Origin of the sequence: Phenylobacterium sp. NIBR 498073 (assembly GCF_027286305.1) — a bacterium.
GTDB lineage: Bacteria > Pseudomonadota > Alphaproteobacteria > Caulobacterales > Caulobacteraceae > Phenylobacterium.
The window spans coordinates 4,221,854-4,234,340 of record NZ_CP114599.1 but is presented as its reverse complement, the minus strand read 5'-3'; the positions used below and the strand labels follow the sequence as shown (position 1 = coordinate 4,234,340).

Annotated in this window: 12 protein-coding genes; 8 read left to right on the top strand and 4 right to left on the bottom strand. The window is 69.7% G+C overall.

From position 1 onward, the window contains the following. Nucleotides 1-39: 39 nt before the first annotated feature. The gene (locus O4N75_RS20980; protein WP_267234350.1) at nucleotides 40-423 is read right to left on the bottom strand and encodes a DUF2237 domain-containing protein; all 384 of its coding nucleotides are present in this window, start codon (nucleotides 421-423) and stop codon (nucleotides 40-42) included. Between the two features lie 58 nt (nucleotides 424-481). On the opposite strand from O4N75_RS20980, the gene O4N75_RS20975 reads away from it, so the two are divergent. Further along, a complete protein-coding gene (locus O4N75_RS20975) occupies nucleotides 482-1,330 on the top strand; it encodes a CoA ester lyase (protein WP_269627332.1) in 849 nt (282 codons plus the stop codon). 8 nt (nucleotides 1,331-1,338) lie between these two features. Then, nucleotides 1,339-2,064, top strand: coding sequence for a hypothetical protein (locus tag O4N75_RS20970; protein ID WP_269627331.1), 726 nt, complete (start codon nucleotides 1,339-1,341; stop codon nucleotides 2,062-2,064). Here O4N75_RS20970 and O4N75_RS20965 read toward each other — a convergent pair. Beyond that, nucleotides 2,061-2,471, bottom strand: a complete 411-nt coding sequence (locus O4N75_RS20965) for an HIT domain-containing protein (RefSeq protein WP_269627330.1) — start codon at nucleotides 2,469-2,471, stop codon at nucleotides 2,061-2,063. The two genes, O4N75_RS20970 and O4N75_RS20965, sit on opposite strands and share 4 nt — an antisense overlap. Nucleotides 2,472-2,581: 110 nt before the next feature. On the opposite strand from O4N75_RS20965, the gene O4N75_RS20960 reads away from it, so the two are divergent. Beyond that, nucleotides 2,582-3,568 (top strand): malate dehydrogenase, encoded by a 987-nt coding sequence (locus O4N75_RS20960; RefSeq protein ID WP_269627329.1) that lies wholly within the window; start codon nucleotides 2,582-2,584, stop codon nucleotides 3,566-3,568. Nucleotides 3,569-3,631: 63 nt separating this feature from the next. On the opposite strand, the gene O4N75_RS20955 is transcribed toward O4N75_RS20960, so the two are convergent. Continuing rightward, on the bottom strand, nucleotides 3,632-4,351 hold the full coding sequence (locus O4N75_RS20955; protein ID WP_269627328.1) for a lysozyme inhibitor LprI family protein: 720 nt from the start codon (nucleotides 4,349-4,351) through the stop codon (nucleotides 3,632-3,634). Between the two features lie 78 nt (nucleotides 4,352-4,429). Here O4N75_RS20955 and O4N75_RS20950 point away from each other — a divergent pair, with 78 nt between their 5' ends. Further along, nucleotides 4,430-4,966, top strand: coding sequence for a GNAT family N-acetyltransferase (locus O4N75_RS20950; RefSeq protein WP_269627327.1), 537 nt, complete (start codon nucleotides 4,430-4,432; stop codon nucleotides 4,964-4,966). Nucleotides 4,967-5,003: 37 nt separating this feature from the next. Here the strand turns inward: O4N75_RS20950 and O4N75_RS20945 are convergent, their stop codons facing one another. Continuing rightward, nucleotides 5,004-5,765 carry a LytTR family DNA-binding domain-containing protein gene (locus O4N75_RS20945; protein WP_269627326.1) on the bottom strand — a complete coding sequence of 254 codons (762 nt, stop codon included), beginning with the start codon at nucleotides 5,763-5,765 and terminating at the stop codon, nucleotides 5,004-5,006. Between the two features lie 249 nt (nucleotides 5,766-6,014). On the opposite strand from O4N75_RS20945, the gene sucC reads away from it, so the two are divergent. The 4 genes from sucC (at nucleotide 6,015) to odhB (ending at nucleotide 12,438) form a co-directional block, all read left to right on the top strand. Further along, on the top strand, nucleotides 6,015-7,214 hold the full coding sequence (sucC, locus tag O4N75_RS20940; RefSeq protein WP_267234367.1) for an ADP-forming succinate--CoA ligase subunit beta: 1,200 nt from the start codon (nucleotides 6,015-6,017) through the stop codon (nucleotides 7,212-7,214). Next, nucleotides 7,214-8,092, top strand: a complete 879-nt coding sequence (gene sucD / locus O4N75_RS20935) for a succinate--CoA ligase subunit alpha (protein ID WP_267234368.1) — start codon at nucleotides 7,214-7,216, stop codon at nucleotides 8,090-8,092. The genes sucC and sucD overlap by 1 nt, the downstream gene beginning before the upstream one ends. Before the next feature lie 113 nt (nucleotides 8,093-8,205). After that, nucleotides 8,206-11,160 (top strand): 2-oxoglutarate dehydrogenase E1 component, encoded by a 2,955-nt coding sequence (locus O4N75_RS20930; RefSeq protein ID WP_269627325.1) that lies wholly within the window; start codon nucleotides 8,206-8,208, stop codon nucleotides 11,158-11,160. Nucleotides 11,161-11,217: 57 nt separating this feature from the next. Then, nucleotides 11,218-12,438 (top strand): 2-oxoglutarate dehydrogenase complex dihydrolipoyllysine-residue succinyltransferase, encoded by a 1,221-nt coding sequence (gene odhB, locus O4N75_RS20925; protein ID WP_269627324.1) that lies wholly within the window; start codon nucleotides 11,218-11,220, stop codon nucleotides 12,436-12,438. The last annotated feature ends 49 nt before the right edge of the window (nucleotides 12,439-12,487 follow it).

Below are 12,487 nucleotides of genomic sequence, written 5' to 3'. Positions count from 1 at the left end.
CGGTCTTGCTGCGCAAACCGGGATGACACGGGTGGGAGCCTAGGCCTCGACCGCGTGGTCCTTGAGGACGCCGAGCGTGACGATCGCCAGGGTCTCCTCGTGGGTGGCCTCCAGCACCACCTGCGGCGCGGCGCCGGCGTCCAGCGCCTCTTTCCAGCGCGGCGCGCACAGGCACCAGCGGTCGCCCGGCTTGAGGCCGGCGAACCCGTACTCCGGCATCGGCGTCGACAGGTCGTTGCCGACCATCTTCGAATAGGCCAGGAACTCGGCGGTCATCACCGCGCAGACCGTGTGCAGGCCCAGGTCGTGGGGTCCGGTCTCGCAGCAGCCGTTGCGGAAGAATCCGGTCACGGGATCGAGCGAGCAGGCGAGCAGCTCGCCCCCCAACACGTTTCTGGCGCCGGCGTCGTAGCGGGTGGTCATGGCGCCATCCTAACCCTTATGAGTGGGGCTTCGCCATCCTGCCTGGAGCCTGCCGACCTTGACCGTCGCCCGCCCGCGCCGCAGCGCCCTCTACATGCCCGCCGCCAACGCCCGGGCGATCGAAAAGGCCCGCGAGTTGCCCTGCGACGTGGTGATCCTCGACCTGGAGGACGCGGTCGCGCCCGAGGCCAAGGGGCTCGCCCGCGAGCAGGCGGCGGCGGCGGTCCGCGCCGGCGGCTTCGGTCGTCGGGAGGTGGTGATCCGGATCAACGGCCTCGACACCCCCTGGGGGCTGGAGGACCTGGCCGCCGCCATCGACGCGCGGCCCGACGCGATCCTGGTCCCCAAGGTGTCGAGCGCCCACGACGTGCGGGCCTATGGCGCGGCCGAGGCCGGCGGGGTGCCGCTGTGGGCGATGGTCGAGACCTGCGCCTCGCTGTTCGCGCTGGCCGAGATCGCCGGGGCCGAGGGGCTCGCGGCGCTGGTGGTCGGGACCAACGACCTGGCCAAGGAGATGCGCTGTCGCCTCACCGTCGGGCGCGCGGCCCTGGCCGGGCCGCTGTCGCTGATCGTCGCCGCCGGCCGCGCCCACGGCCTGGCGGTGCTGGACGGCGTGTTCAACGAGATCGAGGACGACGCCGGCCTGGCGGCGCAGTGCGCCCAGGGGCTGGAGTTCGGCTTCGACGGCAAGACCTTGATCCACCCGCGCCAGGTCGAGGCGGCCAACGCCGCCTTCAGTCCGTCGGCGGAGGAGGTCGCATGGTCGCGGGTGGTCGTCGCGGCCTTCGATTCGCCGGAAAACGCCGCTAAGGGTGTTCTTAAAGTCGAGGGGCGCATGGTTGAGCGGTTGCACTTGGCCCAGGCGCGGCGGGTGATCGCCGTGGCCGAAGCCATCGCCGCGGCGTGAGGCGTGTTTTGAACCAATTCCTGAGGTCTGCGATCGGGCTCCTGGCCCTGGCCGCCGCATCGGCGGCCCAGGCGCAGGACGTCGTCGATCCGATCGGCTCCATTCTCGACCAGGTCGACGAGGAGACCGCCGAGACGCTCGGCGCGCCGCCGCCCGCCGCGCCTGCGCCCGAGCCGGCGCCGGCCGCCGCGCCGGCCTTTCCCTATAGCCCGGCTCCTGCGCCGCCCCCGGCCGAACGGCTGGCGGTGGTCAGCCTGCCGCCGGCCTACGCGCCGCCTCCGCCGCCGGTTTCGCGTCGGCCGCGGCTGACCGCGCCGGTCACGGTCGACGAGTACGACAAGACCCCCGAGGCGCCGCTCAACGCCGTCGAGCTCGGCTATGAGAGCCGCCTGCGCTCGTCCTTCGCCTCGGCTCAAGGGATGCAGGGGCCGATGGACGGCGCCTGGGTGCTGCGCACGCGTTCGGGCGAGACGCTCTATTCGTTCCTGCTGGTCGACAAGGGCGGCGGAACGCTCGAGGGCGCCTGGCGCGACCCACGGCGGCGCGGATCCCCGGACGCCTCAGGCTTCCTGGTCGACATCCAGCGGGTCGGTTCGCAGGTGACCGCCAGCTTCTATCCGCGGCCGGGCGCCGGGGTCGCGACCCTGATGCTCAATCCGGTCTCGGGGGGCGAATGGTCGGGCGACCTGTTGGAAGGCCGCGACCGCACCGCCGTCACCCTGCGCCGGAACTAGGCGAGGCCCAGCGCCGCCTTCGCCGCCGCCGCCGCCCGCGCCAGCTCGCCCGGGCCGTAGGGCTCGGCGGCGCTGTGGCCCCAGACCGGGCCGGGCCAGGCGCTGTCGCCGACCCGCCGGCCGATCACGTGGACGTGCAGCTGCGGGGTGACGTTGCCCAGCGCCCCGACGTTCAGCTTGTCGACGGCCATCCCCAACGCCCGCACCGCGCGGCCGGCGGCGAGGATTTCGTCGGTCAGGATCGCGAGATCCCCGCGCTCCAGGTCTTCCAGTTCGCGCATGGCCTCGCGGCGCGGGATCAGCACGATCCAGGGATAGCGCGCGTCGTCCTGCAGCCGCGCGTGGCTGAGGGCGAGGTCGCCGAGGGCGTGGGAGGTGGCGACGAAGGCCGGATCGATCTCGAACATGACCCCAGCTAGGTAGCCCCGCAGCCGCACCGAGTCACTTGCGCTTGCCGCAAAGCCCTTGCGGGTCTAGAGCCCGTGCGGATTTCGCACTGCAAACACGGGACAGTTCCATGACCACGAAGAAGCCGATCCGCGTCGCTGTCACCGGCGCCGCCGGCAATATCGGTTACGCCCTTCTTTTCCGCATCGCCTCGGGCGAGATGCTGGGCAAGGACCAGCCGGTCATCCTGCAACTGCTCGAAATCCCGACCGAGGGCGCGCAGAAGGCCCTGAAGGGCGTGGCCATGGAGCTGGAAGACTGCGCCTTCCCGCTGCTGGCCGACATGGTGCTGACCGACGACGCCAACGTCGCCTTCAAGGACGCCAACTGGAACCTGCTGGTCGGCTCCAAGCCGCGCGGTCCGGGCATGGAGCGCGCCGACCTCCTGAAGGACAACGGCAAGATCTTCATCGCCCAGGGAAAGGCCATCGACGCCGTCGCCGCTGACGACGCCCGCGTCGCCGTGGTCGGCAACCCCTGCAACACCAACGTGATGATCGCCGCGGCCCAGGCCAAGCGCCTGACCGCCGACCGCTTCACCGCCATGGTGCGCCTGGACGAAAACCGCGGCCGCGCCCAGCTGGCCAAGAAGGCCGGCGTCTCGATCAACGAGGTCAGCGACCTGTTCATCTACGGCAACCACTCGCCGACCATGTTCGCCGACTTCACCCACGCCAAGATCGGCGGCAAGCCGGCCGCTGACGTCATCGGCGACGAAGCCTGGCTGAAGAACGACTACCTCCCCGCGGTCGGCAAGCGCGGCGCGGCGATCATCGAGGCCCGCGGCCTGTCGTCGGCCGCCTCGGCCGCCAACGCCCTGATCGACCACGTCCGCGACCTGACCACGGTCGGCGCGATCCACTCGGTCGCCGTCAACAGCGAAGGCCGCTACGGCTTCGCCGAAGGCGTCTGGGCCGGCATGCCGGTGAAGACCACCGCCACCGGCTACGAAGTGATCACCTCCTACGAGATGGACGACTTCGCCAAGTCGAAGATCGCCCTGACCAACGACGAGCTGGTCGGCGAGCGCGACACCGTGAAGGACCTGCTGGCCTAAGCCAGACGTCTCGAACGATCGAAGGGCCGGCCCGCATCGCGGCGCCGGCCTTTTTCGTGCGCGCTAGCGGCCGCCGCGCCGGGCGCGGCCGGCGGCGATGGCCTCCAGCTCGCCGATGCGGCGGTCATAGGCCGCGGCGACGGCGCGGGGCGAGCGCAGCGCCGCCTCCTCGCGATAGGCCAGCCATTGGTCCTGGTCCTCGCGCAGGGCCTCGATCGGCGCGCCGGAGCGCTCGGCCCGGCGATAGGCGCGGGCCATGTGCCGGTCGGCGGCGGCCAGCACCGCGTCGGTGCAGACCATCTCCTCGGCCAGCGAGCCGGCGTCGCGACAGTCGAAGCTCGGCCGCTCGACGCCCCACACCGGATCGGCGGCGACCGGCGGCTGCGGCGCCCAGGGGGCCTGCGGGGCGCGCGGCGGCGCGGGGGCAGGCCGCGGGATTGGAGCGAGGGGCGGCTCGGGCGGCGGTGGCGGGAGGCCGGGCGGCGGCTCGCCCATGTCCGGCGGCAGGGTCTCCAGCGGCGGCCCGGGCGGCGGCGGGGGCGCCGGGGGCGGCTCTGCCATGACGACGTCTAGCTGGCGCTCCGGCGAGCCCGCCGCCGCCGGCTGCATCGGCGGGCGGGCCTGGTCGGTGATCAGCTGCGGGCGCGCCGCCAGCCCCAGGCCGACGCCCAGCACGCAGGCGATCGCCACCCCGCCCAGCAGCGCCTTTCGCCCGACGTGCTGGCGGGGCGGCCGCGGGTCGCGCGGCTCCAGGGTCAGGGGCGGTTCGCCATCCAGGCTCATGCGGCGATCCTAGGCGCACGTGCTGAACGCGGGCTGAACCGCTGGCGCGGGGCGTCGAACCGGTGAATGGTCGCGGGCATGAGCCTTGGACCCACCCTCGAAACCGCCCGCCTGATCCTGCGCCCGACCTCGGGGGAGGACTTCGAGCCGTGGGCCGCCTTTTCCGCCGACGAGGAGGCCTCGCGGTTCCTCGGCGGGCCGCAGCCGCGGGAAACCGCCTGGCGCATGATGTGCACCATGGCCGGTTCCTGGGTGGTGCGCGGCTTCGGAATGTTCTCGGTGATCGACAAGGAGAGCGGCCGCTGGGCCGGGCGGCTCGGCCCCTGGCAGCCCGAGGGCTGGCCGGGCACCGAGGTCGGCTGGGGCATAGCCCGCGAGTTCTGGGGCAAGGGCTATGCGCCCGAGGGCGCGACCGCCGCTATCGACTGGGCGTTCGAGCATCTCGGCTGGACCGAGGTCATCCACTGCATCGACCCGGGCAACACCAATTCGCAGGGCGTGGCGCGCAAGCTCGGCTCCTCGATCCTGCGCCACGCGCTGCTGCCGCCGCCGATCAGCGAGAGCGTCGATGTGTGGGGTCAGACCCGGGAACAGTGGCGCGCCCGCCGCGCCTAGTCCCTTGGTTCAGTCATCCATGCCCTAAGGTTATGGGTCAGATCCAGCCGCGCTCGCGCAGCAGCCTGGCGTAGGTGCGGCTGACCGGGACCTCGGAGCCGTCCTTCAGCGTCAGGGTCGCCCGACCGTCGCCGCGGCGGGCCTCAGCGATGGCCTCGCGCGCCACCCACCATGAGCGGTGCACCTGCGCGCCCTCGATTCCCTCCAGTTCCGCCACCGCGTCGGCCAGGCGCATCAGGATCAGGTCCTGGCCCCGGGAGGTATGCAGCCGCAGATAATGGTCTTCGGATTCCACCGCCCAGATCTCCGCGCCGCGCAGCTTAGGCGGCAGCCGCTCCAGGAACCGGGGCGGGGCCGGGGCTTGCGGATCCTGCGCGGGCGCACGCCCGCGGGCGGCCAGGACGTTGACCGCGGTCATCATCAGCGTGACCAGGGCGACGCTGACGAACAGCGAGATCAGCGCCCGGAGCGGCGTGGGCGCGTGCAGCAGGTGACGGTTCACCACGAACACCAGCAGCGTGATCGGCCCGGCGATCACCAGGGCGTAGAGCAGGGTGCGCAGCCAGACGCCGCCGGCCGCGTCGGAGCGCGGAAATACGAACCGCGACGCCAGTCCGCCCCAGACGGTGCCGGCGGCCAGCGTTCCGCCCCAGTAGGCCAGGCGCTCGAGCAGCGAGAGCTGGCCCATTCCGAACGCGCCCGAGACGGCCAGGAACACGGCCGCGACGGCCGCGATCGCGAAGCCGCGCCGCCATCCGGCGAGCCCGCCCGTGGGGCCGTACTCCAACCATTTCGCCATCGCCGAGCGCATGCGCAGGAGAAAACACGATTGCGCCGCATGAGGAAGCGCAGCGCTCGCGCGTCCTACTGGTCGAGCGATTGTTGTGATTGGTCTTTCTTCGATGACGCTGGCGTCAAGATTGTATACAGTAGGCGAAAATACGCGGTTTTGTTGGGGGCTCGCGGTTGCCACATTGAGCGCCGGCGCCTATAACCCCGGCCGTCCGTCGAACCCGGCGGGTTTCCCGATCACGCGTTACGCGGCCTCATGAACATCCACGAGCATCAAGCCAAGTCCGTCCTCTCCGAGTTCGGCGTGGCGGTCCCGCGCGGCTATGCCGCCTTCTCTCCCGACGAAGCGGTCAAGGCCGCCAAGAACCTCGGTGGTTCGGTGTTCGTCGTGAAGTCCCAGATTCACGCCGGCGGCCGCGGCAAGGGCCGCTTCGAAGGCCTCGGTCCCGACTCCAAGGGCGGCGTCCGCGTCGTCAAGTCGGTCGACGAGGTCAAGGCCAACGCCGAGGAGATGCTCGGCCGCGTGCTGGTGACCCACCAGACCGGGCCCAAGGGCAAGCAGGTGAACCGCCTCTACATCGAGGAAGGCGCCGACATCGCCAAGGAATTCTACCTGTCGCTGCTGGTTGACCGCGAAACGAGCTGCGTCTCGGTCGTGGCCTCCACCGAGGGCGGCATGGACATCGAGGAGGTCGCTCACTCGACCCCCGAGAAGATCGTCACCTTCTCCATCGACCCGGCCAGCGGCGTGTTCCCGCACCATGGCCGCCGCCTCGCCAAGGCTCTCGGCCTGACCGGCGGCCTGGCCAAGGAAGCCGCGACCCTGCTCGGGCAGCTCTACACGGCGTTCCTCGCCAAGGACATGAGCATGCTGGAGATCAACCCGCTGATCGTCACCGGCGACGATCACCTGCGGGTGCTGGACGCCAAGGTCAGCTTCGACAGCAACGCCCTGTTCCGTCACCCGGACATCGTCGCCCTGCGCGACGAGAGCGAAGAAGACCCGAAGGAAATCGAGGCCTCGAAGTTCGACCTCAGCTACATCGCCCTCGACGGCGAGATCGGCTGCATGGTCAACGGCGCCGGCCTGGCCATGGCCACCATGGACATCATCAAGCTGTACGGCGCCGAGCCGGCCAACTTCCTGGACGTCGGCGGCGGCGCCGATGAGCCGAAGGTCACCGCGGCCTTCAAGATCATCATGGCCGACCCGAACGTGAAGGGCATCCTGGTCAACATCTTCGGCGGCATCGCCCGCTGCGACATCCTTGCCAACGGCGTGGTCAACGCGGTGAAGCAGGTCGGCCTGAACGTGCCGCTCGTGGTTCGCCTCGAAGGCACCAACGCCGAGCTCGGCAAGAAGATCATCAACGAGAGCGGCCTGAACGTCATCGCCGCCAACGACCTCTCGGACGGCGCCGAGAAGATTGTCAAAGCCGTGCGGGAGGCCAACTGATGTCGATCCTCATCGGTAAAGACACCCGCGTCATCTGCCAGGGCATCACCGGCGCCCAGGGCACCTTCCACACCGAACAGGCCATCGCCTACGGCACCAAGATGGTCGGGGGCGTGACCCCCGGCAAAGGCGGCCAGACCCACGTCGGCCTGCCGGTGTTCGACACCGTCCAGGAAGCGGTCGTCCAGACCGGCGCCGACGCCAGCGTCATCTATGTTCCGCCGCCCTTCGCGGCCGACTCGATCCTGGAAGCCATCGACGCCCAGATCCCGCTGATCATCTGCATCACCGAGGGCATCCCGGTGACCGACATGATCAAGGTCAAGAAGGCCCTGGCCGGCTCGAAGTCGCGCCTGATCGGCCCGAACTGCCCCGGCGTCCTGACGCCCGGCGAGTGCAAGATCGGCATCATGCCGGGCAATATCTTCAAGAAGGGCTCGGTCGGCGTGGTCTCGCGCTCCGGCACCCTGACCTATGAAGCGGTGTTCCAGACCTCGCAGGTCGGCCTCGGCCAGACCACCGCGGTCGGCATCGGCGGCGACCCGGTCAAGGGCACCGAGTTCATCGACGTGCTCGACATGTTCCTCAAGGACCCGGAAACCGAGTCGATCATCATGATCGGCGAAATCGGCGGCTCGGCGGAAGAAGACGCGGCCGAGTTCATCAAGAATTCAGCCATCAAGAAGCCTATGGTCGGCTTCATCGCGGGCCGTACGGCGCCTCCGGGCCGCCGCATGGGCCACGCCGGCGCCATCATCTCCGGCGGCAAGGGCGGTGCGGAAGACAAGATCGCTGCGATGGAGGCCGCGGGCATCCGCGTCTCGCCGTCGCCGGCGAAGCTGGGCGAGACTCTCCTCGAGGTGCTGAAAGGCGCCTGACGGCATGCCGGGCGCCTGGAAGGCGCCCGGCGACAACCTAAGTAGTATGGGCGGTCCGCGCTCGGCTCCTTCTTCCTGAAGTCCGCGCGACGGGCCCCAGGAAAACGGACGAAATGGCGGACGACGGCAGTCTGATCAACGAGGTGCTCGCGGAGACCTCTTTCCTCTATGGCGGCAATGCCGCGTTCGTGGAGGACCTCTACGCGAAATGGGCGGCGAACCCCGCCTCGGTCGACGCCTCCTGGCAGGCCTTCTTCGGATCGCTGAACGATCGCGCCGAAGAGGTGAAGGCCGCCGCGGGCAAGCGCTCGTGGACGAAGCCGGGCGCCCCGGCCGCCCGTCCCGACTGGCTCTCGGCCATCGACGGCCTCTGGCCGGCGGTCGAGGCCAAGGTCGGCGCCAAGGTCGCCGAACGCGCCGCGCCGAGCGCCTCGCCTGAATCGGTCCGCGCCGCGACCCTCGATTCCCTCCGCGCGATCATGATGATCCGCGCCTACCGGATGCGCGGCCACCTGCGCGCCAACCTCGACCCGCTGGGCATCACGGTGCCGGACGGCGACGCCTCCGAGCTCGATCCGGCCACCTACGGCTTCACCGAGGCCGACTTCGACCGTCCGATCTTCCTCGACTACGTGCTGGGCCTGGAGACGGGCAGCGTCCGCGAGATCCTGGCGATCCTCAAGCGCACCTACTGCGGCGACATCGGCGTGCAGTACATGCACATCTCCGATCCGGCCCAGAAGGCCTGGCTGCAGGAGCGCATCGAGGGCCGCGACAAGGAGATCCACTTCACCAAGGAAGGCAAGGTCGCCATCCTCAAGAAGCTGATCGAGGCCGAGGGCTTCGAGCGCTTCCTGCACAAGCGTTATCCCGGCACCAAGCGCTTCGGCCTGGACGGCGGCGAAGCCATGGTCCCGGCCTTGGAGCAGATCATCAAGCGCGGCGGCGCGCTCGGGGTCCGCGACATCGTGCTCGGCATGCCGCACCGCGGCCGCCTGAACGTGCTGGCCGCCGTCATGGCCAAGCCGTATCACGTCATTTTCCACGAGTTCCAGGGCGGCTCGTCGGTGCCCTCGGACATCGAGGGCTCGGGCGACGTGAAGTACCACATGGGCGCCTCGTCGGACCGCGCGTTCGACGGCAACAACGTCCACCTGTCGCTGACCGCCAACCCCTCGCACCTGGAGATCGTCAACCCGGTCGTGCTGGGCAAGGCGCGCGCCAAGCAGGCCTTCACCCTGCGCGATGCGCCGGACTCCGGCCGCGGCCACGTGCTGCCGCTGCTGCTGCACGGCGACGCGGCCTTCGCCGGCCAGGGCGTGGTCGCCGAGTGCTTCGCGATCTCGGGCACCAAGGGCTACCGCACCGGCGGGACCATCCACTTCATCGTCAACAACCAGATCGGGTTTACGACGGCGCCGCAGTACAGCCGCTCCTCGCCCTATCCGTCGGACGTGGCGCTGATGGTCGAGGCGCCGATTTTCCACGTGAACGGCGACGACCCCGAAGCCGTGACCTTCGTGGCCAAGGTGGCCACCGAGTTCCGCCAGCAGTTCGGCAAGGACGTCGTCATCGACATGTTCTGCTACCGGCGGTTCGGTCACAACGAGGGTGACGACCCGACGATGACCTCGCCCTTGATGTACGCCAAGATCAAGGACCACCCGCCGACCCGCGAGCTCTACGCCCGCAAGCTGATCGCCGAGGGCGTGGCCACCGAGGCTGAGGTCGCCGGCTGGGTCGCCGAGTTCGAGGACTTCCTCGACAAGGAGTTCGAGGCCGGCAAGACCTACAAGCCCAACAAGGCCGACTGGCTGGACGGCAAGTGGGCGGGCCTGGCCCTGCCCGAGGGCGACGATCGCCGCGGCGACACCAGCGTGCCGATGGCCAAGCTGGTCGACCTCGGCCAGAAGATCACCGCCATCCCCGAGCGCCTGGACGTCCACAAGACCGTCCGCCGCGCCGTCGAGAACCGCCGCGGCGCGATCGAGGCCGGCGAAGGGCTCGACTGGGCGACCGCCGAGCACCTGGCCTTCGCCAGCCTGCTCGACGAGGGCTTCCCGGTTCGCCTGGCCGGCCAGGACAGCGCCCGCGGCACCTTCGTGCAGCGCCACACGGACCTGATCGATCAGACGACCGAGGAGCACTACACCCCGCTCTCGCACCTGCGTCCGGGCCAGGCCCACTTCGAGGTCATCGACTCGGCGCTGTCGGAAGAGGCGGTGCTGGGCTTCGAGTACGGCTTCTCGCTGGCCGACCCCAAGACCCTGACCCTGTGGGAAGCCCAGTTCGGCGACTTCGCCAACGGCGCCCAGGTGGTCATCGACCAGTTCATCTCGTCGGGCGAACGCAAGTGGCTGCGGATGAGCGGCCTGGTCATGCTGCTGCCGCACGGCTACGAGGGCCAGGGCCCCGAGCACTCCTCGGCCCGCCTGGAGCGCTACCTCCAGCTCTGCGCCGAAGACAACATGCAGGTGGTCAACTGCTCGACCCCGGCCAACTACTTCCACGTCCTGCGCCGCCAGCAGCGCCGCGAATTCCGCAAGCCGCTGATCGTGATGACGCCGAAGTCGCTGCTGCGCCACAAGAAGGCCACCTCGACCATGGCCGACCTGGCCGAGGGCTCGTCCTTCCACCGGGTGCTGAACGACGACGCCGAGCGCGGCGTCAACACCACGGTCAAGCTGGTCGAACCGGAGAAGATCCGCCGCGTCGTGCTGTGCTCGGGCAAGGTCTATTACGACCTGCTGGACGCGCGCGAGGAGAAGGGCGTCGACGACGTCTACATCATGCGCCTCGAGCAGTTCTATCCGTGGCCGGTGAAGTCGCTGTCGACGGAACTGTCGCGCTTCCCGAATGCTGAGCTCGTCTGGTGCCAGGAAGAGCCGAAGAACATGGGCGGCTGGACGTTCGTCGACCCGTGGCTGGAGCTCACTCTCGAGCGCCTCAAGGTCAAGGCCAAGCGCGCCCGCTATGTCGGCCGCCCGGCCTCGGCCTCGACCGCCGCGGGCCTGATGAGCCGGCACATGCGCGAACTGCAGAACTTCCTCGCGGACGCCTTCGCCTAACGGCGTCCCGAGAGATCTAAATAAAGAACAGAACGAAGAGAGAGACAGGTACTTCCAATGGCCGACATCATGACCCCCGCCCTGGGCGAGTCCGTCACCGAGGCGACGGTCGCGCGCTGGACGAAGAAGGCGGGCGACGCCGTTCGGAAGGACGAGATCCTGGTCGAACTCGAAACCGACAAGGTGAGCCTCGAGGTCGCAGCCCCCGCGGACGGCGTGCTCGAGTTCATCGCGGCCGAAGAAGGCGCGACCGTCGAGCCGGGCGCCGTGCTCGGCCGCCTGGCCGAAGGCGCCGTGGCGTCGGCTCCGGCCGCTGCTCCGGCTCCGAAGGCCGAGGCTCCCAAGGCCGCTGCGCCGGCTCCCGCGCCGGCCCCGGCGCCCGCCGCCGCTCCGGCCGCCGCCGCGCCGCTGGCCCCCTCGGCCCAGCGCATCGTCGCCGAAAACAATCTCGACGCCGGTTCGATCGCCGGTTCGGGCAAGGCCGGCCGTGTGACCAAGGGCGACGCCCTGGCTGCGCTGGAAGCCCGCGCCAACGCCCCGGCGGCCCCGGCCGCTCCGGCTGCGCCGCGCGAGATCCACGAGCGCGAAGAGCGGGTCCGCATGACCCGCCTGCGCCAGACCATCGCCCGCCGCCTGAAGGAAGCCCAGAACGCCGCGGCCATGCTGACGACCTTCAACGAGGTCGACATGAGCGCGGTCATGGCCCTGCGCAACCAGTACAAGGACGGCTTCGAAAAGAGCCACGGCGTGAAGCTCGGCTTCATGAGCTTCTTCGTGAAGGCGGTGATCCACGGCCTGAAGCACGTGCCGGACGTCAACGCCGAGATCGACGGCACCGACGTCATCTATAAGAACCACTACGACATCGGCGTCGCCGTCGGCACCGACAAGGGCCTGGTGGTTCCGGTGCTGCGCGACGCCGACGCGCTGTCGCTGTCGGGCATCGAAAAGGGCATCGGCGCCCTCGGCAAGAAGGCCCGCGACGGCCAGCTGGCCCTGGAAGACCTGCAAGGCGGCACGTTCACGATCTCGAACGGCGGCGTCTACGGCTCGCTGATGTCGACCCCGATCCTCAACGCCCCGCAGTCGGGCATCCTGGGCATGCACAAGATCCAGGAACGCCCGATGGCCGTGAACGGCCAGGTGGTGATCCGCCCGATGATGTACCTGGCGCTCAGCTACGATCACCGCATCGTCGACGGCCAGGGCGCGGTGACCTTCCTGGTGAAGGTCAAGGAAGCCATCGAAGACCCGCAGCGCCTGCTGCTGGACGTCTAAATCACGCCGTCACCGGCGAACGCATTTCATGGCGGCGGGGCTTCACGCC